25 protein-coding genes and 1 tRNA gene are annotated in these 25,003 nt (G+C 56.4%); 13 read left to right on the top strand and 13 right to left on the bottom strand.

Going from position 1 to position 25,003, the window contains the following annotated elements; all coding sequences use genetic code 11:
• Window positions 1–657 precede the first annotated feature (657 nt).
• On the top strand, window positions 658–1,083 hold the full coding sequence (locus HMPREF3039_RS13915) for a hypothetical protein (RefSeq protein ID WP_147549727.1): 426 nt from the start codon (window positions 658–660) through the stop codon (window positions 1,081–1,083).
• A 49-nt stretch (window positions 1,084–1,132) separates the two neighbouring features.
• Here HMPREF3039_RS13915 and HMPREF3039_RS11800 read toward each other — a convergent pair whose 3' ends face one another.
• Window positions 1,133–3,139, bottom strand: a complete 2,007-nt coding sequence (locus tag HMPREF3039_RS11800; RefSeq protein ID WP_067572302.1) for an ATP-dependent helicase — start codon at window positions 3,137–3,139, stop codon at window positions 1,133–1,135.
• Window positions 3,140–4,084, bottom strand: a complete 945-nt coding sequence (gene fmt / locus HMPREF3039_RS11795) for a methionyl-tRNA formyltransferase (RefSeq protein WP_067572382.1) — start codon at window positions 4,082–4,084, stop codon at window positions 3,140–3,142.
• 212 nt (window positions 4,085–4,296) lie between these two features.
• Between fmt and HMPREF3039_RS11790 the strand changes: the two genes are divergently transcribed.
• The 6 genes from HMPREF3039_RS11790 to dtd all read left to right on the top strand — a co-directional run bounded on the left by HMPREF3039_RS11790 (window position 4,297) and on the right by dtd (window position 8,333).
• Complete coding sequence (locus tag HMPREF3039_RS11790) at window positions 4,297–5,397, top strand: MGDG synthase family glycosyltransferase (protein WP_167506752.1); 1,101 nt, start codon at window positions 4,297–4,299, stop codon at window positions 5,395–5,397.
• A 5-nt stretch (window positions 5,398–5,402) separates the two neighbouring features.
• Window positions 5,403–6,131, top strand: coding sequence for a type III pantothenate kinase (locus HMPREF3039_RS11785; RefSeq protein ID WP_067572307.1), 729 nt, complete (start codon window positions 5,403–5,405; stop codon window positions 6,129–6,131).
• 135 nt (window positions 6,132–6,266) lie between these two features.
• Window positions 6,267–6,509: an acyl carrier protein gene (locus HMPREF3039_RS11780; protein WP_012420022.1), complete on the top strand. Its 243-nt coding sequence runs from the start codon at window positions 6,267–6,269 to the stop codon at window positions 6,507–6,509.
• Window positions 6,510–6,608: 99 nt separating this feature from the next.
• Window positions 6,609–7,151 (top strand): hypothetical protein, encoded by a 543-nt coding sequence (locus tag HMPREF3039_RS11775; protein ID WP_067572309.1) that lies wholly within the window; start codon window positions 6,609–6,611, stop codon window positions 7,149–7,151.
• Window positions 7,108–7,884 carry a LysM peptidoglycan-binding domain-containing protein gene (locus HMPREF3039_RS11770; RefSeq protein WP_147549730.1) on the top strand — a complete coding sequence of 259 codons (777 nt, stop codon included), beginning with the start codon at window positions 7,108–7,110 and terminating at the stop codon, window positions 7,882–7,884. The genes HMPREF3039_RS11775 and HMPREF3039_RS11770 overlap by 44 nt, the downstream gene beginning before the upstream one ends.
• On the top strand, window positions 7,881–8,333 hold the full coding sequence (gene dtd, locus HMPREF3039_RS11765; protein ID WP_067572313.1) for a D-aminoacyl-tRNA deacylase: 453 nt from the start codon (window positions 7,881–7,883) through the stop codon (window positions 8,331–8,333). The genes HMPREF3039_RS11770 and dtd overlap by 4 nt, the downstream gene beginning before the upstream one ends.
• A gap of 347 nt (window positions 8,334–8,680) precedes the next feature.
• Here the strand turns inward: dtd and HMPREF3039_RS11760 are convergent, their stop codons facing one another.
• Genes HMPREF3039_RS11760 through HMPREF3039_RS11750 form a run of 3 tightly spaced genes read right to left on the bottom strand, consistent with a single transcriptional unit; the run spans window position 8,681 to window position 12,169 of the window.
• Window positions 8,681–9,448 (bottom strand): succinate dehydrogenase/fumarate reductase iron-sulfur subunit, encoded by a 768-nt coding sequence (locus HMPREF3039_RS11760; RefSeq protein ID WP_067572315.1) that lies wholly within the window; start codon window positions 9,446–9,448, stop codon window positions 8,681–8,683.
• Window positions 9,449–9,488: 40 nt separating this feature from the next.
• A complete protein-coding gene (locus HMPREF3039_RS11755; RefSeq protein WP_067572317.1) occupies window positions 9,489–11,447 on the bottom strand; it encodes a fumarate reductase/succinate dehydrogenase flavoprotein subunit in 1,959 nt (652 codons plus the stop codon).
• 20 nt (window positions 11,448–11,467) lie between these two features.
• Complete coding sequence (locus HMPREF3039_RS11750; RefSeq protein WP_067572319.1) at window positions 11,468–12,169, bottom strand: succinate dehydrogenase cytochrome b subunit; 702 nt, start codon at window positions 12,167–12,169, stop codon at window positions 11,468–11,470.
• Between the two features lie 200 nt (window positions 12,170–12,369).
• Between HMPREF3039_RS11750 and HMPREF3039_RS11745 the strand changes: the two genes are divergently transcribed.
• Window positions 12,370–12,642 carry a hypothetical protein gene (locus HMPREF3039_RS11745; RefSeq protein ID WP_067572321.1) on the top strand — a complete coding sequence of 91 codons (273 nt, stop codon included), beginning with the start codon at window positions 12,370–12,372 and terminating at the stop codon, window positions 12,640–12,642.
• Window positions 12,643–12,647: 5 nt separating this feature from the next.
• The gene (locus tag HMPREF3039_RS11740; RefSeq protein WP_067572323.1) at window positions 12,648–13,466 is read left to right on the top strand and encodes a TatD family hydrolase; all 819 of its coding nucleotides are present in this window, start codon (window positions 12,648–12,650) and stop codon (window positions 13,464–13,466) included.
• 194 nt (window positions 13,467–13,660) lie between these two features.
• Here HMPREF3039_RS11740 and HMPREF3039_RS11735 read toward each other — a convergent pair whose 3' ends face one another.
• Window positions 13,661–14,212, bottom strand: coding sequence for an N-acetylmuramoyl-L-alanine amidase (locus HMPREF3039_RS11735; RefSeq protein WP_067572325.1), 552 nt, complete (start codon window positions 14,210–14,212; stop codon window positions 13,661–13,663).
• Window positions 14,213–14,621: 409 nt separating this feature from the next.
• Complete coding sequence (locus HMPREF3039_RS11730; protein WP_082770125.1) at window positions 14,622–15,341, bottom strand: PEP-CTERM sorting domain-containing protein; 720 nt, start codon at window positions 15,339–15,341, stop codon at window positions 14,622–14,624.
• Between the two features lie 337 nt (window positions 15,342–15,678).
• Between HMPREF3039_RS11730 and HMPREF3039_RS11725 the strand changes: the two genes are divergently transcribed.
• Window positions 15,679–15,864, top strand: a complete 186-nt coding sequence (locus HMPREF3039_RS11725) for a hypothetical protein (RefSeq protein ID WP_067572329.1) — start codon at window positions 15,679–15,681, stop codon at window positions 15,862–15,864.
• A 108-nt stretch (window positions 15,865–15,972) separates the two neighbouring features.
• On the opposite strand, the gene HMPREF3039_RS11720 is transcribed toward HMPREF3039_RS11725, so the two are convergent.
• The 4 genes from HMPREF3039_RS11720 to HMPREF3039_RS11705 all read right to left on the bottom strand — a co-directional run bounded on the left by HMPREF3039_RS11720 (window position 15,973) and on the right by HMPREF3039_RS11705 (window position 20,474).
• Window positions 15,973–17,175 carry a formylglycine-generating enzyme family protein gene (locus HMPREF3039_RS11720; RefSeq protein ID WP_067572331.1) on the bottom strand — a complete coding sequence of 401 codons (1,203 nt, stop codon included), beginning with the start codon at window positions 17,173–17,175 and terminating at the stop codon, window positions 15,973–15,975.
• A 20-nt stretch (window positions 17,176–17,195) separates the two neighbouring features.
• Window positions 17,196–17,942, bottom strand: coding sequence for a 3-oxoacyl-[acyl-carrier-protein] reductase (gene fabG / locus HMPREF3039_RS11715; RefSeq protein WP_067572333.1), 747 nt, complete (start codon window positions 17,940–17,942; stop codon window positions 17,196–17,198).
• Window positions 17,943–18,274: 332 nt separating this feature from the next.
• Window positions 18,275–18,805 carry a hypothetical protein gene (locus tag HMPREF3039_RS11710; RefSeq protein ID WP_067572335.1) on the bottom strand — a complete coding sequence of 177 codons (531 nt, stop codon included), beginning with the start codon at window positions 18,803–18,805 and terminating at the stop codon, window positions 18,275–18,277.
• A 58-nt stretch (window positions 18,806–18,863) separates the two neighbouring features.
• Complete coding sequence (locus HMPREF3039_RS11705) at window positions 18,864–20,474, bottom strand: ABC-F family ATP-binding cassette domain-containing protein (protein ID WP_067572337.1); 1,611 nt, start codon at window positions 20,472–20,474, stop codon at window positions 18,864–18,866.
• 239 nt (window positions 20,475–20,713) lie between these two features.
• Here HMPREF3039_RS11705 and HMPREF3039_RS11700 point away from each other — a divergent pair, with 239 nt between their 5' ends.
• Complete coding sequence (locus HMPREF3039_RS11700) at window positions 20,714–21,313, top strand: hypothetical protein (RefSeq protein WP_067572339.1); 600 nt, start codon at window positions 20,714–20,716, stop codon at window positions 21,311–21,313.
• A gap of 213 nt (window positions 21,314–21,526) precedes the next feature.
• Here the strand turns inward: HMPREF3039_RS11700 and HMPREF3039_RS14515 are convergent, their stop codons facing one another.
• The gene (locus HMPREF3039_RS14515; RefSeq protein WP_257227018.1) at window positions 21,527–21,655 is read right to left on the bottom strand and encodes a hypothetical protein; all 129 of its coding nucleotides are present in this window, start codon (window positions 21,653–21,655) and stop codon (window positions 21,527–21,529) included.
• A gap of 212 nt (window positions 21,656–21,867) precedes the next feature.
• Window positions 21,868–22,461: a ribosome hibernation-promoting factor, HPF/YfiA family gene (gene raiA, locus HMPREF3039_RS11690; RefSeq protein ID WP_067572343.1), complete on the bottom strand. Its 594-nt coding sequence runs from the start codon at window positions 22,459–22,461 to the stop codon at window positions 21,868–21,870.
• A 349-nt stretch (window positions 22,462–22,810) separates the two neighbouring features.
• Between raiA and HMPREF3039_RS11685 the strand changes: the two genes are divergently transcribed.
• Together HMPREF3039_RS11685 and HMPREF3039_RS11680 are read left to right on the top strand one after the other, a co-directional pair.
• Window positions 22,811–22,887: transfer RNA gene (locus HMPREF3039_RS11685), tRNA-Met, on the top strand.
• Between the two features lie 297 nt (window positions 22,888–23,184).
• Window positions 23,185–24,498: a sulfatase-like hydrolase/transferase gene (locus tag HMPREF3039_RS11680; RefSeq protein WP_231863927.1), complete on the top strand. Its 1,314-nt coding sequence runs from the start codon at window positions 23,185–23,187 to the stop codon at window positions 24,496–24,498.
• The last annotated feature ends 505 nt before the right edge of the window (window positions 24,499–25,003 follow it).

Here is a 25,003-nt window from a genome sequence, read left to right as displayed (position 1 = left end):
CGGAATGCTTCCGTCATTGGAATAAACGGAAGTGAAAATCACATGATGGCGGAACTGATGACAAAGGTTCTGTTTTTTCAACCTGTTGAAAGATAGATGGGTATGGTGTTTTGTAAGATTGTCCCGCCTACTTTGTGCCAGTCTCCTTAATTTTCATGAGAGATTTTGGTCAAAGACTTCATTGCCTGCCAATGAGAAAGCAACAGTAAATAACAGCCCCTGTCCCTTGATAATATGAAAATGCGTTTTTATGTAATGTCATGCCTTGCGCTTCTGTGCTGTTCCCTTGGCTGGGCCAAAACAGCGATGACCTCGTCCGGAGAAAATGGGAATATCTATTCCGGCCATTGGAACATGGCAAACGGCACAGCCGGGGCAACCTTTGTTTCCGGCCATATGTCCCGAGCGCTGAAAATAACGGACAATTTTCCTTTAGCGATCCAGGGGACATGGACGGACGGGGATTCCGGATGGGCCGGACGTTCCGGCATGCCCCTGTTTCTTGCCGGAATGGAAACCGATACCGGAAGTTTGAACCTGTGGAAGCAAGCTCATGGCTATTCTCTTGATTCCGGGAAGACGGTCCGGGGAGGGAAGGAAAATCAGGCATGGAATTTGGGAGGCCCGGTTGATGCCGGTGATGTCTTCCCTGGAGGTTTGCAGAAAAACGGTTTCGATACCATTTCCCCTGTCTTCACCGGGAGCGGTGTGCCCCCCGTCTCCACATGGCATTCAGACCATCCCGTGAATGTGGAGGGAACAGGATTCCATATTCAAGACGCCTGTTTGCCGGATAGGGGCGGACAGGTTGTGGACCTGCCGTATCTTGGCAGCGGCGGCCCGGAGATTGTGTTGTCCGGAGATCCCTTCGTGATGACCTGGCAGCAGGAAACGGATTCTGCGTCCCAGTCCTTCATCAATGTGGATTTTTCCAACGGATTGCTTGGACTGGATGCCAATGGCGGCATCTCTTCCATAACGGTAATGAACGATGTTCCCGTTCTAACCGTTCTTGAGCCCGCAACGGCTGGTCTGTGCCTGCTGGGAGCGCTCCTCCTGCTGATGCGACGGCGCGTTCGTTAATCAAAGGAAACCTTTGTATTCATGGAAGGATCCCGGCTGTGCCGGATGCCTATTCATCTTCCAGAAGCATGCTGCGGAGGGAGTCGAAGAAGTTCTCCGATTCTTCTTCCGTAGCTTCCGCATTCATCAGGTCTTCCCATTTGGAATATTCCATCAGGTGGGGGGGAATTTCGCTCAGGAAGGAGGAACGCTGGCAGGGCATGCGGTCTCCGTAGCGCAGGCGCGTGGCGCAGTAGGTCAGCATGAGCCTTTCCTGCGCACGCGTGATGCCCACATAAAGCAGGCGCCGTTCCTCGTCGCAGTTGCCGTCTTCCAGCGAGCGTTTGTGCGGCAGGATTCCTTCCTCCAGTCCTACGAGGTAAACGACGGGGAATTCCAGTCCTTTGGCGGCGTGCATGGTAATCAGGCAGACGCCCGGCTTGTTTTCCACATCGTCGTCATTGTCCTCCTTGTCCAGGGTAACCTGGGCCAGGTAGTCCCTCAGGCTTTTTTCCGGCTGCCAGAAATTGCGGAGGGAGGCCTTCACGTCTCCGATGGAAACGAGGCGCTTCTGTGTTTCCGCCTCCGTCTTGCACAGCCGGGTAACGTAGTCGCTGAATCCCGTTTCCTCAATGAGCTGTTCCATGGCATCTCCGAAGTTGGTTTCCCTGTCCTGGAAAATGTCGATGTATTTGGTGATCAGCTCATTGAATTCCTGAATGCTGTTGCGGGCGCGGGTGGCCAGGGTTTCCAGGAATTCCTCGTCCTGCAGGGCGGCCCAGACGCTGTTGCCGTGTTCCCGGCTCCAGTCGATGGCAAGCTGGGCCGTCAGGTCGCTGATGCCGCGGGGCGGGGTGTTGAGAATGCGCAGCAGGTATTCGTCCGCCTGCGGGTTTTCAATCGTCGCCAGGTAGGAGATAAGGTCCTTCACCTCCTTGCGGTCGAAAAAGCTCTGCGCTCCCACCATGCGGTAGGGTATTTTGTGTTCCCGCAGGGTTTGTTCAATGACGCGGCTCTGGGTATTGGCCCGGAACAGGATGGCGAAATCCTCCCAGGGGCGTTCTTCCTGCCTGCGGACGTTTTCAATGTCCGTGATGATGAATTCCGCCTCTTCCGCATCGCCGGGCATGGAGATGAGGCGTACGGGGTCTCCGCCGCCCTTGTGGGCGCGCAGCGTCTTGTCCCTGCGGCCCAGGTTGTGCCGTATCAGGGCGTTGGCCGTGTCCAGGATGGGGGCGGTGCAGCGGTAGTTTTCCTCCAGCTTGATGATGGAGGGGTTTGGGAAAAAGCGTTCGAATTCCAGGATATTGCTGATCTGGGCGCCGCGCCATCCGTAAATGGACTGGTCGTCGTCCCCCACTACGCAGACGTTGTGGTCCGGGCCCACCAGGTGGCCGAGAAGGCTCATTTGCAGGCTGTTGGTGTCCTGGAACTCGTCCACGGTGATGTACCGGAAGCGCTGCTGCCAGGCCGCCCGGACATCCGGGTGTTCCTTCAGCAGTTTGTCCGCCAGAATCAGCAGGTCGTCAAAGTCCACGGAATTCTGGGCTTGAAGCTCCCGCTGGTAGGAGGCGGCGATGTTGGCTGTCAGGTTGTCTTCAATGGAGTCAATGCCGAGGCCGTTGTTTTTCATCCGGCTCATGGCGGACAGTACATCCTTGGGCCCGATTTTTTCCTTAATGCCTCCGTGGCGGACGATGAGGCGGCGGATCAGGCCGCTCTGTTCGGACCCGCTGTAAATGGTGAAGTTGGTCTTGTAGCCCAGACGGCCTATGTCCTCCCTCAGGATGCGCACGCACAGGGAGTGAAAGGTGCTGACCATGATCTGGCGCGCCGCCTTACGGTCCACCATCTGGCCTACGCGTTCCCTCATTTCCAGAGCGGCCTTGTTCGTGAACGTAACGGCCAGGATGCTTTTCGGGCTGATGCCTTTGTCCACCATGTGGGCAATGCGGCAGGTGACGGTGCGCGTTTTTCCCGTTCCCGCTCCGGCCAGGATCAGGACAGGCCCCTGAAGGGTCTGAACGGCCCGGCGTTGGGCCGCGTTCAGGCTTTCCATGGAAAATGACTTGGCCATTTACACGTCGAAATGGATGTCTTTCAAATTCGGGTGCCCCGCGATGAGCTGTGCAATGTTCATGCGCGTGCTGCCTTCTAGTTGAACGTCCGTCACCAGCAGGCCTCCTTCACCGCAGGCGATCAGCAGTCCCTGCTCCCCGGCGGAAAGCACCTGGCCCGGTTTGCCGGAAGCCTCCGGCACGATGGTGAAGCCGGGGAAGATTTTCATGTTGCGGATGCGCCCCTTGCGGTTCCAATAGTTGGTAAAGGTGCCCGGCCAGGGATCGTAGGCCCGGATCATCCGTCCGATTTCCTCGGCGGGAACGGTCCAGTCTATCTTGCCGTCCGCCCGCAGAAGCTTGGGAGCGTATGTGGCCAGAATTTCCTGCTGCCGTACGCGTGCGGCCGTTCCCTTTTCAATGGAATGGATGACGGGAAGAAGAACGTCCGGGGTCATTTGCGCCAGTTTGTCGTGCAGGCTGCCGCCGGTCTCCGTGCCGTCCAGGGGCATGCTGATCTGGGCGATGATGTCTCCGGCATCCAGTTTTTTGACGATGTGCATGATCGTTACACCCGTATGGGAATCCCCCGATTTGATGGCGGACTGGATGCAGGCCGCGCCGCGGTGGCGCGGCAGCAGGGAGGCGTGGGCGTTGATGCAGCCCATGGGGGCCATGTCGATCACTTCCTGGCTTAAAATCTGCCCGTACGCCATGACCACGATCAGGTCCGGATTCAGCCTCCTGAGGCCCACCAGGGATTCCGGCGCCTTCAGGGAGGCCGGCTGGAACACGGTGATGCCCGCTTCCCGGGCAATGTTCTTGATGGGAGGGGCCGTGAGAATCTGGTGCCTGCCCACCGGACGGTCGGGCTGCGTGACCAGCCCTACCAGATCCGTGTGCCGGATCAGGCTGCGGAAGGCGGGAATGGCAATGTCGCCCGTACCCATGAAGACGATGCGCATGGCAGGGAGATTGCCTTGCCGGCCTGCGCAGGTCAATGTTAAATCGGGAGACAGGGAGGGAATATCGCTGCGGGGAACCGGTTTTTTGCGTTATGCCGCGGCGGTGCTCCGTCGTCCGCCTCCCGGCGGCCCGGTTCGTGGGGAAAGAAGTTCTTTCCGATTGGAAGGAATATGGTATATGTTTCCCCATGGAGCATGGAAGGCTGCCGCGCATGTTGATCATCACCGCAGGGTATGGAGAGGGGCACAATTCCGCCGCCCGCGGCGTAGAAGAGGCGATGAGGGGCAGGGCGGAAACGCGCCTCGTTGACTTGTGCGCGGAGGCCATGCCCGCTACGTTCCGGATGACCCGCGCGGGATATCTCTGGATCATTTCCCGCATGCCCGGCCTCTGGAAGCTGATGTACGACGTGAGCGACCGGCGCAACATGGCGGAAAAGCCGGTCAAGGGCCTGGGCCCGGTGGAAGGGCTGCTGGAACGGCTGCTGCTGGAATGGAAGCCGGACGCCGTAGTCTGCACATACATGGTGTATCCCTACATGCTGGATTCCATCGCCGCGCGTACGGGACGCGCCGTGCCGTATATCACCGTGGTGACGGACTCCTTTGTTATCAACAAGTCGTGGCTGTGTGCGGATTCTCCTCTCTTTGCCGTTACGGATTCATGGACGCGGGACGTCATGGCGGGAAAGGGAATTGATCCGGAAAAAATTCGCGTGACCGGTTTTCCCGTAAATCCCTGTTTGGAGGCGGTCCGGAAGCATTCCATTTGCTGGAAGCCGGGGGAACCGTTCCGCGTTCTTTATTTTGCCCAGCGTTCTTTCCGGCATGCCCGTGAAGAGCTGGAGGCCATGCTGGAGGCCGACCCCGCCGTGTATGTGACCTGCATCCTGGGCCGCAAATTCAGGAGGATTTATCCCCATATCCGCGATTTGCGCGCAAAATACGGCAAAAGGCTGACCGTGCGCGGCTGGACGCGCCGCATACCCTCGTACCTGGCTGTAAACCATGTGGTGGTCGGCAAGGCCGGAGGCGCTACGGTGCATGAGGTGCTGGCCGCCGCGAGGCCCATGCTGGTGAATTTTCTTCTGCCCGGACAGGAAGAGGGAAACGCCCGCCTGCTGGAGACCCTGGGCGGCGGCGGCCATGTGCAGGATGCCGCCGCGTTGGCGGAAGCCCTGAAGAACATGATGGCGGACGGAGGAGCGCCATGGAGGCTCCTGCATGAAAACCTGCTGAAGGCGGATATGACCGGAGGAAGCGGAAAGATAGCGGATTTGGCCTTGAATCTGGCGGCGGAACGTACTAACTGATTCCCGTGACCTATCTGCTGATCGACAACTCCAATACGCGCACCAAATTCGTCCTCTCCACCCCGGAGGCCCTGCTGAAGGAGCGGCGCATGATTCCCACCCGGGAAGTGAGCGAGGAACGGCTGGACGACGTCCTCAAGGGACTTCACTATGATGCCGCCGTCGTGTGTTCCGTGGTGCCCCGCGTGGCGGATGTTCTGCGGAACTGGCTCACCAGGCCGAGCCATTTTCTTTCCTGCGATTCCCGGCTGGGCGTGGGCATAGACTATCCTTCCCCGCGCCAGATCGGTGCGGACAGGCTGGCGAACGCCGCCGGGGCCGTGGCCTATTACGGTTATCCGTGCATTGTGGTTGACTTCGGAACGGCCGTGACGTTTGACGTGATCGGCCCGGAGCGTACTTATTTGGGCGGAGCGATTGCCCCCGGGCTGGCCAGCATGGGGGATTACCTGGCGCGCAATACGGCCCTGCTGCCCGCCATCGAACCCCATGAGCCGAAACATGCCATCGGAACAAGCACGGTGGAAGCCATGCATTCCGGCGCCGTGTACGGCTACCGCGGCATGGTGAAGGAAATTCTGGCGAAGCTGGAAGAGGAAATGGGGAGGCGTCCCACGGTGGTGGCTACCGGCGGAGATGCGGCCCTGATTGCCCGGGGAGTGCCACGCATCGACCATGTGGACCCGGATATTACGCTGAACGGCCTGCGGATGGTTGCCGGGCTTAATCTTTGAAAAGTGGTGCAAGAGCCTGCTTCAGAAGGGATTTTCCTCCGGGTGGCATGATAGATGACACGTAAAAACTCATAAATAGGTATTGCAAAACGTGCATGCCGCATGTAGTATCCATGAACCTTAACAATAAATATCATGTCTGATAACAGCATCGAAGAAAAAGTAAGAAGTATCATCGTTGACCAACTTGGCGTTGAATCCGATAAAGTGACTGCTGATGCGAAATTCATCGAGGATCTCGGTGCTGATTCGCTGGATACCGTTGAACTCGTGATGGCTTTCGAAGAAAACTTTGACATCGAAGTGCCTGACGAAGAAGCGGAAAAACTTCAGTCCGTGGCAGACGTCGTTGCCTACATCGAAAAAGTTCAGGGCTAAGTTGAACTGCTGAAATCCTTTATACAAAAAGCGGCTTCCCTGTAATTCTGCAAGGGAGCCGCTTTTTCATGGGATAAGCCCGGTTCCCGCCTTCCTGCCATGAGTGAATTGCCCCCCTATTCCCGTGACGACATTCGCTACGCGGCGGAAATGACCCGCGTGGTGTATGAACCGGACCGCCGCATAGATACGTTCGGCGATACCCGGTTCAATTTCCTCCTGATCTCCGAAGTGATGGACGAGATTGACGTGGTGCGCGTGCGCAGCGGCTGGGTGGAGGCGGAGAAGCCCAAGATCATACGCCCCTCCATTTACAATGAAGTCAGTACGGAGGGTTTTTCCGGGGAGGCCAAACGCTTTTTTGACTGGCTGTCCAAAAATGGTCCCGGTTTCCTGACCCTGCTGGAATATGGATTCCGGTTCAAGCGGTCGGAGGTGCGTGAGGAAATCCTGCATGAACCGCTTGAATCCGTTCGCGGCCGGTTGCTGGACCAGGTGCGCAACGGGGAGGACACGTTCATGGCCCTTGTGGAAGGGGTGGATGACGCATGGGAGGTCTCTCTCTTGAAATTCACCGTGGAAATGATACAAAAATCCCATGAGATCAACATTTTCGACTTCAAGCGCAAGGGCCTGCTGTAGCCTTCTGGCGGCGGTATTCTGCGCCCAGGCCGCTTTGGCCGACGGGGAGAATTATTCCCTCTGGCCGCGCCGTCCGGCAGCCCTTGAAGAAGCGCGCAGGCTGATGGACCGCGGCAGTCTGGCTCAAGCCCTGGAACTGCTCCAGCCCCTGGTGAATCAGGGCGGCGTGGTGGGCCGGGAGGCCAAGGATCTCATCGGGGCGCTGCGCATCCGCCAGGTTCTGGACCCCAATGGGCCGGACGTGAAGGAATACATCGTCAAAAGGGGAGATACCTGGATACGCATGGTCAAAAAGCTGGGATGTTCCCAGGCCATGCTGGTGCATTTGAATGGCCTGATGGATGTTCCTTCCCTTCAGCCCGGGGATGTATTCAAATACCGTCCCCTCAACTTTCATGTGGTGGTCAACGTGCCTGAAAAGGAAGTCTGCCTGTACGACGGGGAAAACTTTGTGAAGGCCTATCCCATGGTGGCCATGAAGGACACGGGGCGAAAGAATTTTGAGACGACCGTCAAGGATGAACAGGCTTCCTTTTCCATTTACGACAAGCACTATCCCGCGGCGGACAAGACCCTTCTGCTGGCTGCCGGAGGATATGTCATCGAAGCCGGAAAAGGAGCCCCCCGTTCCCCCGGATTTTATCTGAACCGGCAGGACTGCAACGAACTGGCCATGCTGACGAGGCCGGGCACCAAGGTAACTATCATCAGGGAGAAGGGAACGGAGCAATGAGGCTGGTCGTCCAGCGGGTAACGGAAGCCGCCGTCCATATCGGGGGAGTCTGTGCGGGCCGCACGGGCCGCGGGCTGATGATTTTGATAGGCATTGAGGAGGCGGATACGGAAGAGGACGCGCTCTGGCTGGCCAAAAAGGCGGCTGACATGCGCATTTTTTCCGATGAAGAAGGAAAGATGAACCTCTCTGTGAAGGACATCGGGGGAGGAGCCCTGGTCGTCAGCCAGTTCACGCTGCACGCTTCCACCAAAAAGGGGAACAGGCCCTCCTTCATCCGCGCCGCGAGACCCGATTATGCCGTTCCCCTCTATGAACGGTTCAAGGAGGAACTGGCCGCACTACTGGAAGGCCGGGTGGAGAGCGGGGAATTCGGTGCGGACATGCAGATTTCCCTGGTCAATGACGGCCCCGTGACAATCTTCATGGATTCCCGGAACAGGGAGTAAGCTTTTCCTCCCTGGCGAGCGCATTGTTCAGAGAGGAGTCTCGCGGTTCATTTGGGACGGATAGCCGTTAAGACTGGGAGAGCTTGATTCCCGTTCCGCAGACAAGCGGGAAAAGACGCGGTGGATATCCCGGCTGCCTCTGCATGGCTCCGTCCGTGCGGAAGACGGGGAAAGAACTTCCTGCCTTTCCGGTGAAGGCGGCATGCCGTGGGGCGGGATGATTGAATACTATTTTCAGTAACCGTCATCGCTGAAAGACGGCGGTGTTTCAAAAGGGATTAAAAAAACAGGGGCTGTTCCGCTTTTGGCAGAACAGCCCCTTGATGGGGATTTTGCTGAAAGTCCTGTTAGTAGCAGAGGCCTTCCTTGGCATTGGCGCGGATGAAGTCGCGGTTGAGGCGGGCAATGTTGTCCACGCTCACGCCCTTCGGGCAGGCCGCTTCACATTCATACTGGTTCGTGCAGTTGCCGAAGCCTTCCGCTTCCATCTGCTTCATCATGGCCAGGACGCGCTTGGTGCGTTCCGGCTGGCCCTGAGGCAGAAGGTTGAGGTGGGCAATCTTGGCGGAGGTGAACAGCATGGCGGAGGCGTTCTTGCAGGAAGCCACGCAGGCGCCGCAGCCGATGCAGGCGGCGGCGTCGAAGGCGGCTTCCGCCTTCACCTTTTCCACGGCGATGTTGTTGGCATTCGGGGCCGCTCCAGTGCGCACGTCGATGTAGCCGCCGGCGGCAATGATGCGGTCCAGGGCGGAACGGTCCACCATCAGGTCCCGCAGGATCGGGAAAGCCTTCGCACGGAAGGGCTCGATCCAGACGGTATCGCCGTCCTTGAACTTGCGCATGTGAAGCTGGCAGGTGGTCACCTGGCGTTCCGGCCCGTGGGGGATGCCGTTGATCGTCAGGGAGCACATGCCGCAGATGCCTTCCCGGCAGTCGTGGTCAAAGTGGATGGGCTCCTTGCCTTCCTTCACCAGACCTTCGTTGACGATGTCCAGCATTTCCAGGAAGGAGGCGTCCACCGGGATGTCCTTGGCGGCGTAAGTCTCAATGCGGCCCTTGGCATCCTTGTTTTCCTGGCGCCAGACCTTGAGGGTGAGATTGATTGTTTTAGCCATGTGATAATCTTTCTTTTAAGTGTTAATGTAGTGGCTATTTTTACTTGTAGCTGCGGATGGCAAGGTGCACGTTGTCGAAGGTCAGCGGTTCCTTGTGAAGAATCGGCAGTTCGTCCACCCCGGCGTATTCCCAGGCGGCCACATAGGCGTATTCTTCGTCGTTGCGCTTGGCTTCGCCGTCCGGCAGCTGGTATTCCACGCGGAAATGGGCGCCGCAGGATTCCTGGCGGTTCAGGGCGTCGTAGCAAAGGAGCTGGGCGAATTCCAGGAAGTCCGCTACGCGGCAGGCTTTTTCCAGTTCCGCATTGATGCCTTCCGCCGTGCCCGTAACGAGCACGTTTTCCCAGAATTCCTTCCGGAGCTGCGGGATGCGTTCAATGGCGCGCATGAGGCTTTCTTCCGTGCGGGCCATGCCGCAGTCGTCCCACATGATCAGCCCCAGTTCGCGGTGGAAGGAGTCCACCGTCTTGGTGCCCTTGACGTTGAGCAGCTTGTTGATGCGTTCCTTCACAGCGTCTTCCGCGGCCTTGAATTCCGGAGCGGCCGTAGTGACGGCGCCGGGCTTGGTGGACGTCAGGTAGGTCGGCAGCGTGGCAGGGATGACGAAGTAGCCGTCGGACAGGCCCTGCATCAGGGCGGAAGCGCCCAGGCGGTTGGCGCCGTGGTCGGAGAAGTTGGCTTCACCGAGGACGTGCAGCCCCTTCACGTTGGACATGAGGTTGTAGTCCACCCAGAGGCCGCCCATGGTGTAGTGGGAGGCGGGGTAGATCATCATGGGCGTTTCATGGGGATCGTCGTCCGTGATTTCCTCGTACATGTCAAAGAGGTTGCCGTACTGGCCGTCGATCCATTCCCGGCCCATGCGCTTGATTTCGTCAGCAAAGTCCAGGAATACGCCCTTGCCGGTGATGGCCACGCCGCGGCCGTCGTCGCAGGCCTCCTTGGCGGCGCGGGAGGAAATGTCGCGCGGAGCAAGGTTACCGAAGGAGGGGTACTTGCGTTCCAGATAGTAATCGCGTTCTTCTTCGGGAACGTCGGAGGGCTTGATTTCCTTCTTGCGGATCTTTTCCGCCGTCTCGCGGGATTTGGGCACCCAGATGCGGCCGCTGTTGCGGAGGGATTCCGACATCAGCGTCAGCTTGGACTGGTAGTCCCCCTTCACCGGAATGCAGGTGGGGTGGATCTGCGTGAAGCAGGGGTTGGCAAAGAATGCGCCGCGCTTGTACGCCTTGTAGGCGGCGGTCACGTTGCAGCCCATGGCGTTGGTGGACAGGAAGAACACGTTGCCGTAGCCGCCCGTGCAGAGCAGCACGGTATCGCCGGCGTAGGACTTGATTTCCCCCGTCACCAGGTCGCGGGTGACGATGCCCTTGGCTTCGCCGTCCACGATGACGAGATCCATCATTTCATGGCGGGTGAACATTTCAATGTGGCCCTTGGCGATTTCCTTTTCCATGGCCTGATACGCGCCCAGCAGGAGCTGCTGGCCGGTCTGGCCGCGGGAGTAGAAAGTGCGCTTGAGCTGGGCGCCGCCGAAGGAGCGGTTGTCCAGCAGGCCGCCGTATTCGCGGCCGAAGGGAACGCCCTGGGCGACGCATTGGTCAATGATGTTGGAGGATACCTCCGCCAGGCGGTACACGTTGGCTTCGCGGGCGCGAAAGTCGCCGCCCTTCACGGTATCGTAGAAGAGGCGGTACACGGAGTCGCCGTCATTCTGGTAGTTCTTGGCTGCGTTGATGCCGCCCTGGGCCGCGATGGAGTGGGCGCGGCGGGGGCTGTCCTGGTAGCAGAAGCACTTCACGTTGTAGCCGAGTTCAGCCAGCGTCGCAGCGGCGGAACCGCCGGCCAGGCCGGAACCCACGATCAGGACGGTGTACTTGCGCCTGTTGTTCGGGTTGATCAGCTTGGCTTCAAGCTTGTACTTGGACCATTTGTCCTGAATAGGGCCGGAGGGGATATTGGCGTCCGGCATCCAATCGCTTACGGGAAAATTAATCATGTCTTTGCAGTGAGTTGAGGTTATTTGATGATACCCAAAAGAACCGACACCGGCACGGAGATGAAGCCGGCGCAGATCACCACGCCGTAAGCGATGGCGATGAAGTTGTACACGGGGCGGATTTTCCGGGAGTCAAGGCCCACCGTCTGGAAGATGGACTGCACGCCGTGGCGCAGGTGGCTGAAGAGCATCAGGATGGCCAGGATGTAGAACGCAGAGCACCATACGTTGCTGAACCCGTTGACAATCATCCTGTAAACGTCGAATGTCTCCACGTTGCCGTCGGAGATGTAGGCGACGTATTGTGCGGGATCATAGCCGACGCGCAGGGTGTACTGGTAGAGATGGTAAATCAGGAACACCAGGATGGTCAGGCCGGTGTAGATCATGTAGCGGGAGGAGAGCGTCGCCTTGATCGTGTTCTTGAACACATAGGGTTCGCGGGCCGCATTGTTCTCCAGCTTCAGTTGGATGGTCAGCCAGATGTGGATGATGAAGATCACCGCAAGGCCCAGGCGGATGCCCCACAGGGCGGCTTCCGGCATGGAGTGCAGGCCGTGGGCGTATGTGTTGATCCACTCAGGCCCTCCGAAGATGAGGAGGTTGCCTGCCAGGTGTCCCGCAAGGAACAAGACTAAACATAACCCCGTCAGAGCCACAATGATTTTGCGGCCGATGGAGGATGTCACGAATGTACATATGGTTTTTACTAGTGCATTCATAGGCGCTCTAATGAAATAAATGCGTCTCCACAGGATGACGGATTCAGGTTCGGATGGCAAGCCTCTTCTTGAATTCCCGGCGCTTTTTGGATTTTCGCAAAGGCGCGGGAACCCCTTGTAAATCACTAGTTTGGAATAGTTATAAATTTGTTACCCATTCCGGCTTGACTGGGCTTTCCGCACGGGCGTATCGTCACTGCATGAAAAGGAGCAAAAAAGAGGTTCTGGACGCGGACTTTGCCGCGGCGCGTGCGGGTGTGCTGGATGTAGCCGCATTTCTAGACCGTGTGGACAGAGGAGAAGGAGAAGCCGATTTCCGCTACCGGGCATTGCTGGAAGTACTCCCGCTGCTGTCCGTCCCCGGCCCCGGGCGAGCCCGCGCCGTGTTGGAAGCGCTTTCCTGCCGGGATGCCGCCATAGCTGAAACCGCCGCCTCCAAGGCCGCCTGCGGAGCACCGAACCCGAACAAATAACCGTCATGGCTTTCATTGAACCACATATTCACATGGTGTGCCGCACCACGGACGAATACCGCGCCATGGCCCAGGCCGGATGCCTGGCCGTGGGGGAACCCGCCTTCTGGGCCGGGTATGACCGTTCTTCCGTGGACGGGTTCCGGGATTACTTCGTCCAGCTTACGGAATGCGAACCGGCCAGGGCCGCCAAATTCGGCCTGGATCATTATACCTGGCTGTGCATCAACCCGAAGGAAGCGCAGGACGTAGTCTTTGCGCGGGAAGTGATGAAACTTATTCCCGAGTTCATTGACCGGCCCAATGTTTTGGGCGTCGGGGAAATCGGACTGAACAGGAACACGTCACGGGAACTGGCCATTTTTGAAGAGCATCTGGACCTGGCCATCCGCCTCAACCAGCTTGTCCTGATTCACACTCCCCATCTGGAAGACAAGCTCAAGGGGACCAACATGATTCTGGATGCCCTGAAAAATCGTCCGGAACTGGAGCCGGGCCGGGTATTGATTGATCATTGCGAGGAACACACGTTCCCGCTGGTAAAGGATGCCGGTTACTGGGCAGGCCTGACCCTGTACCCGACCAGCAAGCTCAATCCCAAACGTGCGGCGGATATTCTGGAAACGTACGGAACGGACCGGGTCTGGGCCAATTCAGCGGCGGACTGGGGAAATTCCGATCCTCTGGCGCTGACTGCCCTGGCCTGCGAACTTTACGGGCGCGGTTTTTCCCGGCCGGAAGTGGATCGCCTTCTTTTGTCCAATCCGGAGGCGTTCATGGGCCAATCTCCCAAGTTCCGGAAGGTGTCCGCCCGGCTTGGTTAGGGAAAATCTCCGTTCCCCCTGTCCCTGCCTGGGAACAGAGCAGGGGGAATAGCGGCATTTACCCGTTCCTGAAAACGGGAGGAAAGCGGTGGAAATGGGCCGTCAGGAGGATTACTGTAATGCCCGGCGGTTCTTCCTGCCGGGTCCGGAAAACTCTAAGACTTTCCGTTAGCGCAGGAAAAGAAGGATGCCGGTCAAGGCTTCCACTCGTTGATGGCACGGGCCACTTCCACACAAAATTCGCGGACGCGGTTTTGGAGCCGTTCATTATCCTGCGGGTTGGAAGCGGCAAAGGCCGGTTCCACCAGAACGGCGGGCATTCTGGTTTTGGCGAAGTAGGAAACGGCACGTGCGCTGTGCCTGTTGACCGGTTTCAATCCTCGGTTTTTCAGTTCCAGAACTTTCACCATGGCATCGTTTACCAGCGCGGCTGCCAGTTTTCCCTTGGGAGAACTTTCCCAATACAGGGTCTCCGTGCCGGTGGCGGCGGGAGAATCCGCGCTGTTGAAATGGAATTCAATGGCCAGGTCCGCTCCGGTGCTGTTGCAGGCCGCGGCCGCATGTCCCGGAGTGGTGCCTCCAGCATCGGAACGGTTGACAATGGGCGCCTGGTGTCCCATTTGCTGGAGTTCCTCCTGCAGCAGGGGCAAATGATGCTTCCAGAAAGAATATTCGGAATATTTTTTATCATATGTTTCCGCTCCTCCGTCTTTTGGGGAGTGGCCGATGGATAAGGCAATTTTCATGGCGATGTGTTGTCAAGATTGTTAATTGAACCGGGCTCCTTGGACCCATGAATGACAAACTAGGATAAAGACGGCGGAAAATCAATGTGCGTAACACGTTTTGAAGATATTGCCGCCGGAGCGGAAGCCCTTCATGAGGAAATTTTTCCGCTGAAGATACCGCAGGAATAAGCGGACGGTATGAAAAGAAAATTCCGCTTTTCCGGTTCAGGAGACGCCTGGGAATGTACCGCGGCATTTGGAAATGTGCGGAACGGAAGAAGAGCAGCTGTGCATGAATGCAAACAGTACCGGAAAAGAATACCCTTCAGTATAGCCTGCCTTGCGTGAACGTTTTTAGAGATGAAAAAAGGACTGCTCCGTATTTGGCGGAACAGTCCCGAAAGAAAGATTAAAAAGGATGGAAAGCCTATGCTCTGCGGCGGCGCATCATCAGAGCGGCCAGTCCCAGCAGGCTCAGGGAAGCAGTAGCGGGTTCCGGAACGCTTGCTATTTCAGCCATGAGCTGGCCTATCTGCTCTTGTGAAAGCGCGGAATCATGCACGTAGAGCTGTTCAATGGCGTCCGCCATTCCCGCGTTAATCAGGAGTTGCGTGATATCCACATTGCCAAATTTCAGAGCGCCAGCAGTATAATAGGTGGACTCGTTCCCCAAATAAATGCGGGTTCCGTCTTCTCCGGTAACCACGGAAATAGTCAGCGTGCCTTCCGTACCCAGGGTTGTCGTCGTAGGGCCGCCGGAATAGGCCCCATTGTTCCACAATCCCTGCAAGGTGCGGTTTGAATTGAGGCCCACACCCCAGCTCGTACTTCCCCCTTTGGCGTTGAACAGAGCGGTGTAGCTTTCAGGGGTATTGAGTTTTGACAAATCCAGGACCATGGAAACGGTCATGTTGTTGCGCGTGCCGGAACCGGAAACGGGCGTGCTGAATTTGACGTCGGGACCGGACAGGAGCAGGTTGTCGCCGCTTGTGGTGATTGTGACGGAGTCCCGCTGGGTGCCGAAATCGGCAATGCGGGAATCAAAATCGGAATATCCCACGATCGACTGATCCAGAAGAGTAGTGGCTGCGGAGGCGGCTACGCTGAGACCTGCCGTAAGCATTAGAATGGACAATGTTTTCTTCATGGCTGGCTTTAAGAAGGGTTGCTTGTTTCCTGCCTACATAACGGTTTTGGAATCCGCCAACAACCAAAAATATTAACTGTCAATATTATGTTTACATAAAAAATTAACATTCATTGGCTTGTTGTAGAACTGGTTCTTTCTTTCAGAGGGCTTGTCATCCCTTGTTTTACATAGATTTCATAATTTCTTCAGTCTGCATGAAAAACAGGCCGGATTCCAAATTCGCATGGGTGAATTTCAAATGCGTTATTTCATCTGGAACAGCAGGAACAGTATGAAGAAAATATTGATCAACCTGCTGATATTAAAGGGGCGGAGCTCTTGATAAAATCAAGAGATGGTCATTCCTTTTTACGGAAATCTGTGGGAAACGGCTTTGGAATCTGCCACGGCAACTTTGAATCTTCCAGATCCGGTTGCGCTGCTGATGCCTTGCCGCAACATGCATGAACGCTCCATTGATGGATTATCCGTTCTTTGTTTTCAGCCCCGGATTGTTGATCCGAAAGCCAGGCAAGGATAAGGTACCGGATGGGCCATTATTCCATAACCGGGTCGGAGGAATGTATTGGCGCGCTCCGGATGTGCAGTCATTCGCCGATTGAAGCGGCGGTGCACGGCGAAGAGTTGCCTATGGTTCCCCTTTGGAAAAATTCCAGAGGCGGTGCATGGTGATCACGTCTGGAATGTGCAGGGGGCGTACCACGCGGAAGCCGATCATTCCGCCGTCCGTCAGGTACCAGATACTTTTAGGGTTCTGCGGGTCCTGCCGGTTCCAGGCGGGTGTGCTGGCGCGGCGTGCGGCGCTCCGCAGGCGGTCCGGATCATCCTCCCATGAACCGCCCCGGACGATGTGGGGCGTTCCGGGACGGATGACAAGCGGGTCTTTCACGGAACTCCCGGCTCTTTTTCCATAAGCGTCAGGTACGTAGGAATCCAGAACCCATTCCGCCACGTTTCCATGCATGTCGCGCAGGCCCCAGGCATTTGGTTCCCTGGTTCCCGTTCGCTGGTAGCGGTCGTTGGAGTTGTCCCAATACCATGCGTACCGGTCCAGCCGGTCTTCTCCGCTGCCGTAGCAATAAGCGCCGGAATTTCCGGCGCGGGCGGCGTATTCCCATTCCGCTTCCGTGGGAAGACGGTAGTAATGCCCCGTCTGGGCGCTCAGCCATTCGCAGAATTTGCTGGCGGCGTGATGGGACATGGAAATGGCCGGCATGCCGTGTTCATAGCCGTGGCCCATGCCCAGGTTCATGGCGGTATAGGGCGCCGTGGGCTGCGTAACGGCATCCCAGAGCTCGTCGTCCGGCTGCTCTTCCAGCAACTGGCCGTCTTTGGCGCGCGGGCGTCCGTTTTCCATGAAGGCGGTATAAAGCTCCCAAGGGATTTCCATTTCCGAGATCCAGAAAGGAGAAATGCTCACTTCATGCTGCGGGCCCTCGTCCGGCTTGCGGTGGGGTTCGTCCTCCGGGCTTCCCATTAGGAAGGAGCCCCCCGGAATGGCAATCATGCGCAGGGAGGCTCCCGCCGCGGGCACGGCCTCCGTATAGGATTCAAACCGGGCGGCCGTTCCCGTTGATTCAATCAGTTGATGAATTTGGCGCGTGGTTCCCACCAGTTCCGGAGAAGGCAGGTCCTCGGGGATGGGAAGGGCCGGTCCCGCGGCGCGTTCCAGTTCCCGTTTTTGCAGAGCGGAGCGGCTTTCTCCCCACTGGCGCGCGCCGGTAATGCGCGCGGCATCTTCCGTGGCCGGCCTGGGGCCGCCGTCATCCCGGCACCCTGCCAGCAGGGCGCCTCCTCCGAGGAGGCAGGAAACAAGAAAAATGCCGCGCATGGAAAAGTGATATCCGGTCCTTACATCGTCATGCCCCCGTCGCAGGTGATGACCTGTCCGGTGATATAGCGGGCATCGTCGGAGGCAAGGAAAGCGGTAAGGGAGGCGATGTCGTTCGGCTCTCCAAGGGAACCCAGAGGAATCTTCTTGAGCATTTCCTCCTTGATCTTTTCCGGGATGGCGTCCGTCATGTCCGTGGCGATGAAGCCGGGCGCAATGGCGTTGCTCGTCACTTTACGGCTGGCGAATTCCTGGGCAAGGGACTTGGTAAAGCCGATGAGGCCTGCCTTGGAGGCGGCGTAGTTGGCCTGTCCCATGTTACCCGTGAGGCCTACGACGGAACTCATGTTGATAATGCGGCCCGCAGGAGATTTCATCAGGACGCGCTGGAAGGCCTTCACCATGTTGAAGGCGCTTTTCAGGTTGGTGGCCATGACGGAATCCCAGTCTTCCTCCTTCATGCGGAGCATCAGGGTGTCGCGCGTAATTCCGGCGTTGTTCACCAGAATGTCGATCTGCGGAAAGTTTGCCAGGATGGCCGCCGCGGTTTCCTGAACCGCGTCGTAATCCGCCACGTCACAGGGATAGGCCGTGCATGAACCGGGGAATTCCTTGTTGATTTCTTCCGCGGCTCCTCCGCAGCTGGACGCACTGCGGCTGATCAGGATGACCGTGGCTCCTTCCGAAGCGAAGCGCCGGGCAATGGCGTTGCCGATGCCGCGGCCTGCGCCGGTGACGATTGCTGTTTTACCTGCTAATTGTTGCATGCTGCCTTCAGTAAACCCGTTTTCCGCCTATCCGGCAAGCTTGAAATGGAGCGGAATAAGAAGCTGAACCCGGTGTTTCCGTTTCTCTCAGGGTATGCTGTCCCTTGCTCGCCTCCCTTGCCTAATCCCGCCGTAGATTCAAAACACGATGGTCCTTCCATCCGTCCTAATCGTGTAACGGATAGTCTGCCCCTTGGCCAGGACTTTTGGCTGTCAACCGCGCTGCCGGGGTCAATGTTATCCAGGCGGACGGGTCCGCTTGAACCGTATTTCCGCGACTGGCCTTTTGATGAGGACGGCCGTTTTCCGGGCAACGCGGAAGATGCGGGGTGTTATTCCTCGTCCTGCTCGTCCCCTCCGGCGGCAGGCCCTCCCTCTTCTTCGTCCTGCTCAATGAATTCGCTGAATTCGTCCGAATTATTCATCACATCTTTCAGGGCGGTGGAGTTGTAAAAATCAGCTTTCACCAGGCGCTTGCCTTCCTGTTTGCAGCTTTCTTCCAGCCTTTTTCCCCGTTCTTCCATCTTTTCCAACAATTCGAATGCCTTTTCCTGTTCCGCATCGTTGAGTTTGTTCATGATATCCTGGAAATGCTTGATGTCTTTCTGAATGCCTTCCAGGGTTTTGGCGGCTTTGTCTGCGCTTTCCTTGTCCTGGGCTGCGGCCAGGGTCTGCTGTATGTTGATCAGCAGGGAAAAAGACTGATTAACGAGGGAATCGACCGAAGGAATGGACTCCTTTCCTGTTGCAGTCGCAGCCGGGGTGGATGTCGGCGGAGCCTGGGGAGCGGCAGGGGTATCAGCCAGCAGGGGTGCGGCGGACAGAAGGGCGAAACTTAAGACGGGAATGGAAAAAGTCTTCATTTACTCTTTGTAAGGCAGGGAAGAACCCGGAGCAAGGAGAAAAGAAGACGTACGGGGACTATTCCGCCGTAATGCCGCCCTTCTCGTCGTCCAGAATCCCGGATTTCTCCAGGTAATAATCGTACCCGCCTGCGTAGGTGGTGATAGTGCCCCGGTTGACGTGCAGGGTCTTTTCCGCCAGGGAGCGGATAAAGTGCACGTCGTGGGAGATGAAAACCAGCGTGCCTTCATAATGCTTCAGAGCCTGGACGAGGGCCTCCACGGAAAGGAGGTCCAGGTGGGTGGTCGGTTCGTCCATCAACAGGAGGTTGGGAGGGTCCACCAGGAATTTGACCAAGCTGAGGCGCGATTTTTCTCCCCCGGACAGCACGCTGACGCGTTTCTCCACATCCAGGCGGCGGAACAGGAAGGAACCCAGGATGGAACGCGCTTCCTCCTCCCGGATTTCCGCATTGCACTTCATGATTTCCTCCAGAACGGTATTCTCCGGATTCAGGTTTTCCGTGCGGGCCTGGGAAAAGTATCCGATGCGCGTTGTGGTGCCGGGAATGCGCTTGCCGGAGTCTATGGGGATGATGCCGGCCAGAATTTTCAGCAGGGTGGATTTGCCCGCACCGTTGGGGCCCACCAGCACGGTCCTTTCTCCTCTTTCCACCAGCAGATCCAGGTTTTCATAGACCTTGTGGTCGCCGTAGGACTGGCACACCTTTTCCAGCTCAATCACTTTCTGCGTACTGCGCGGCGGCTGGGGGAAGTTGAACTTGAACACCTTTCTGCGTGCTACCGGCTTTTGGATGACCTTCATTTTTTCCAGCTGCTTGATGCGGCTCTGCACCTGACCCGCCTTGGAGTTGATGGAGCGGAAACGGTCAATGAACTCCTGAATGTGCGCAATTTCCTTCTGCTGGTTGCGGTAGGCGGCCTGGAGCTGTTCAAAGCGGACATCCCTTTGCTTCAGGAAATCCGTGTAATTGCCGCGGTACTCCACCAATTCCTCGTTGTCGATGTCGTACACGCTTTCCACCAGCTCGTCCATGAAATCCCGGTCGTGGGAAATCATCAGGATGGCGCCGGGATAATTTTTCAGGTAGCGCTGGAGCCAGAGCAGGGAAAGAAGGTCCAGGTGGTTGGTGGGTTCGTCCAGCATCAGGAGGTCCGGCTCCAGAACCAGCAGTTTGGCCAGATAGGCGCGCATGATCCACCCGCCGGACATTTCCCGCGCGGGACGGTGAAAATCGCTTTCCCGGAAGGCAAGCCCCTTGAGAATCTTCTTGGCCTTGGGCTCCAGCTGGTAGCCGTTGGCGGCATTGAACGTGTCAATTGCTTCCGCGTACTCCGGCGTGTCCGTTTTATTGGCATTCTCGCTCATCCGGATGACATGGATTGCCCGTTCCATTTCAGGCGTGATACCCATTGCTATTTCCAGCACGGTCTCGTCCTTCGGTTCGCTGGCCTCCTGGGGCAGATAGCCCACAATGGCATATTCGTCCAGGCTGATAGAACCTTCGTCCGGCGTATCTTCCCCGAGAATCATGCGGAACAAGGTGGATTTGCCTGCGCCATTGGGTCCCACCAGGGCGACTCTTTCTCCCCAATTGATGGTCATTTCCGTTTCTCTGAAAAGGGTGCGTCCGGCGTGGGCTTTCGTAAGTTTTTTAATGGTCAGCATGGTGGAAGAAGGGGCGCATTCTACCGGTCAGACGAGAAGAAGGCAAGAGCGGCCAGGCTGTTGCCGGGAATTTTAAAAGCTTTGCTGGATTTTCCCGCGCAGTTTGATAGCCTTGCCGCGCTATGCCAGCCATGCACACATTCAGGCTTTTTCTTGCTGCCGTACTTTTGGGCGGTTGGAGTTCCTGCTGCACTCCACCTGATGAAGATTATGTGCAACAACCTTATGCACAGCATCAGATGTCCCGTCTTAAGGAATCCTTCCTGGCCTTGCTGCCGGAAAATCAGGCTTCCCGTCCGGCAGCGCAGGAGGAAGCCAAATGGCTGGCTGATACGGCGGTAGCGCAGTCAGCCTTCATCGCCCGGAAAAACAAGGTAGTGCTGTTCGGCTGGCTGAACAATATTCTGGTGAATTCCAATTTGAGGGACCGTGGCCTCTGCTGGGAAGTTCAGCAGGACCTTTACCGGGATTTGCGCCGCCGTCCGGTCAAGTATTTCCGCGTAGGGCTGGCTATCCGGGACCGCGGGACGGGGCGCGAACACAGTTGCGTGTACATCAATGCGGCCGGAAAAGGGCTGAAGGATTCCCTGGTGCTGGATGCCTGGAAAAACTGCGGCTACCTGGTTGTACTGACCCAGGAGGACAGGGAAGGCGACAAATGGGAGGAAGACTGGCGGGAGCCTTACGTCTCCTCCGCGTATCCGGAGGGCCATTCCTATGACATGCAGTACCATCTCGTCTGGCCCGGCTGGACTCGCAAGCGCAACATGTTCCAGAGAATGCAGGCCCAGAAGGAGGCTCCTGAATCCGCTGCTGCCGGGTCAGCTTCCGGAAATTGACGGAATTGTCCGTGCATATCCGACAACCTGCGGTGAAATCGCGGAAAGCTGCCGTTTTTCCAGCCGGCGGCAAATTTATTCCATGGACGGAAGGGTGGCCCTTTTTAGATGGGGGAAAACGTCTTCCGGGAAAATAAAAACGCACTCAGTGCGTACACCGAGTGCGGATTAAATGATAATTTGCTAAGTAGCAGGGCGCGCCCTGCAGCAAACTTACTTCTTCATGGGCTGGACGACCGTAGTGGTGGTCTGCACAGGCTGCTGCTGTTGCTGCTGCTGCTGGGAGCAGGAAGCAACCAGGCAAGCTGCGCCGGCGATGGCGAGGATAGCGATGTTCTTCATAATTCGAATTAAATTACAGTGTTTATTAACTACTGGAACCTCCGCATCCACGGAGGTTTGCTGGGACCAATGTAAATGGTGGCAAGTAGAAATCAAGAGATTTTCTTGTTCCATGTCACGGCATTACAGAAAAGGGCAGGACTCCCTCATAAGGAATCCCGCCCTGTGCCGCACGGTACGGAAAACGTCCGTATCCGGCCGGCGGCTTCACGCTATAAAGTAGTGCCGAGCTCAATAATGGAGTAATCCCCGTCCGGCCTTCTGTACACGATCTGGAGAACGTCGCGCCGCGCGTTGCGGTACAGCACGAAAGGCTTGTCGGAAAGCTCCAGTTCCATAATGGCCTCTTCCTTGTAGAGTTTCTTAAGATTGTAGCTTTCGCGGTGGATCAGCATCGGTTCCGGGTCTTCCTTGGAATCTTCCGGGTAATCGAGTACGGAATCGTCATACACGGTTTCATCCAGCTTGCGGATGGTTTCCTGATGATGAGGGCGGAATTTCTTCATCAGGCGTGTTTTGTGCTTCCGCATGCGGCGCATGATCTTGGTGATCGTTTCGTCGATGCAGGCGTACATGTCCGCTCCCTCCGTGGAAGCGTCAATGGTGATGTGGTCCGAGCAGAACAGGATAACCTGGGAAATCATGCGGTCGCGTTGGACATCAAGTAAGACTTTAACCTCCATAATGCGCGGGAAATCCAGACGGATCCCTTCAATCTTTTTCGTTACGAATTCCCGGATCGCGTCGGTTACTTCCACATGGCGCCCCGTGATCGTAATAGGTGTATTTACGTTTACCTTTTGCATTGTCGTACCTCTTTCTATTGATGTTGATTGCGGAACCCTGTCCGCACCTTTCAAGATATACAGATTTGACAATGTTTGTCGAGGAATCCTTTCTTTTTTTCCGCCCGTGATGCCGGAAGCCATCTGTTCCTCCTTCTGTTTGCAAGGCCCGTTCTTTGCGCCTAGCGGTTGTTTTCCAGTCTGCGGCGCGGGTGAGCCCTAGCACGGAGCGAAAAAAGGAAGCATGTGGAGGCGCTGCGGACCTTTGTCATGCGGCAGGAAATATTAAAAAATCTTATATAAAAATACTTGACATCCTGCAAAAAGAGACTATAAAGATTCCGCACTCCTCTACGGATGCCCTCCAAATCGCGGGATGGAGCAGCCAGGTAGCTCGTCAGGCTCATAACCTGAAGGTCGCAGGTTCAAATCCTGCTCCCGTAACCAATTTCAAAAACCCTGCAAGTCAAAACCTTGCAGGGTTTTATTTGGACCAAAATCTTGGTTTTCTCCCTTCGAATATTTTCAAGGGAAATAAAAATTGTCGCTGTTGCGTGAAAGAAAATCCCGGTATAATTAGGTATATTTGAAAAAGTTCGTTGAATATCCCCTGCTTTTGAAATACATCGGATGAATAAACTGAATATGAAAGGTTCAATCTCTCTTTTTCTTGTCGTTCTTTTTTCAGTCTGCGCACCGGGACTTCGGGCGGAAAAAGGGAAAGAGTCCCAGCCTCCCAACCTCGTGGTACTGTTGGCGGATGATCTCGGTTACGGTGATTTGGGGTGTACGGGTTCTCTCCAGATACCTACGCCCAACATTGATACTCTGGCTAAACAGGGTGTATTCTGTTCCCGGGCCTATGTGGCCGCCCCGATGTGCGCCCCATCGAGAATGGCGCTGCTGACGGGAAGATTTCCCAAAAGATATGGCATCACGACGAATCCTAATTCAAAGATCGACTATCTCCCGGAATCCCATTACGGGCTGCCCCAGACGGAAAAATGTCTTCCCCAGTATCTTGCCGAATTTGGTTACAACAGCGCCGTGATCGGCAAATGGCACTTGGGACATACGGAGGGATACCAGCCCACCGACCGCGGTTTCGATGCCTGGTGGGGGTTCCTTGGAGGTTCCCGCTATTATTTTCCCAATCGGCCGGAAAAAAAGGGGCTGAACCCGTCGAAGATTGTATCCAATTATACGGAGGAAACGCAGGTAAGCTACCTGACGGACGATATCGCACGCGAATGTATCCGCTTCATACGGAAACAGAAGGAAGCGGGGAAGCCCTTCTTCCTCTATGCTTCGTTCAACGCCCCCCATGCCCCCTTGGAAGCGTTGCCGGAGGATTTGGAACGCTTCAAGCATATCAAGTCCCAGAACCGCCGGACCTATTGCGCCATGGTGCATGCCCTTGACAGGGCCATGGGGCGTATTTTGACAGCTTTGGATGAGACAGGGCTGGCACGCAATACAGTCGTTGTCTTTTTGTCCGACAACGGAGGTGAACCTAATATTCCCACCTGCAATGCTCCTTTCAAAGGAGAAAAACGCATGCATTTTGAAGGCGGCGTTCGCGTGCCCATGATTGTCCGCTATCCTGCCGATTCCCGGATCAGCCCTGGTTCCGTTTGTGAGCAGGTCATTTCCGCCGTTGACGTGCTTCCTACGATGCTTGCGGAAAACGGGGCATCCATTCCCGAAAACCTGGATGGTATGAACATGCTGCCGCTGCTCGCCGCGAAGGAAAACAAAGTGCCGCGGACGCTTTATTGGTGCACGGATTATACTTCCGCCATACTGGATGGAGATGAGAAATATCTGCTCGTGCCCGACCGGGCTCCCCAGTTATATAATGTCGTGAAAGATTATCAGGAAATGAACGACCTTTATCCCCAGCACATGGAAAAAGCGGCCCCTCTGGCCCGCAAACTGGGTACTTATCTGACGACGACACCCGCTTCCCGCTTTCCGGATACCATTTCCTGGTCTTCCGGTTTGATGCGGCAATACGACCATGCGCGCCCGGCCGTCCAACCCGGTGCAAATAAGTAATTTTTCGATTCCGTACATTCGCTGAGGTTCCCGGAGAGGTCATATCTGCCGGGTTGTTTCAGAGTAGATGCGTGTTTCGGCATCCTCAGGGTTGACGAGTGTTTTGATGCCTGGTCTTTTGCCGGAAGGCTATCCCCCGGCTTGAAGCATGGCTGTCTTTCTTCCAGCCGGGGAACGCAGTGGTTTTTTTGAGGTAAAGACCGCCATACGTGTTTGGGATTCCTGTTGCTGCAATCCTTTAAAAAGACCTGTAAGTTGATATCTTGCAGGTCTTTTTTCTTGAACAGGGTAATTGAGGAAATACCCGGTATATCAGGGAAAGTCTTCCAGGGAAGGCTCCTGATGGCCTGTAAAAGAAATTCTTCATGCTCCTTCCATGATACGCTGCCTTTCCCCGGTTCTTGCGTTGCATATGATTGAAACAGAGGAAAGAAGTGGCATGTAACTCCGTCGTATCATATCCAAATTTGTCCATTGCCAGGATAAAAGTCCGCGTGCTAGCGTC

The sequence above is a fragment of the Akkermansia sp. KLE1798 genome (assembly GCF_001580195.1).
In the GTDB taxonomy this organism is placed as follows: Bacteria; Verrucomicrobiota; Verrucomicrobiia; order Verrucomicrobiales; family Akkermansiaceae; genus Akkermansia; species Akkermansia biwaensis.
Note: the sequence above shows the minus strand (reverse complement) of the source record. Positions and strands in the feature narration are given on the sequence as shown.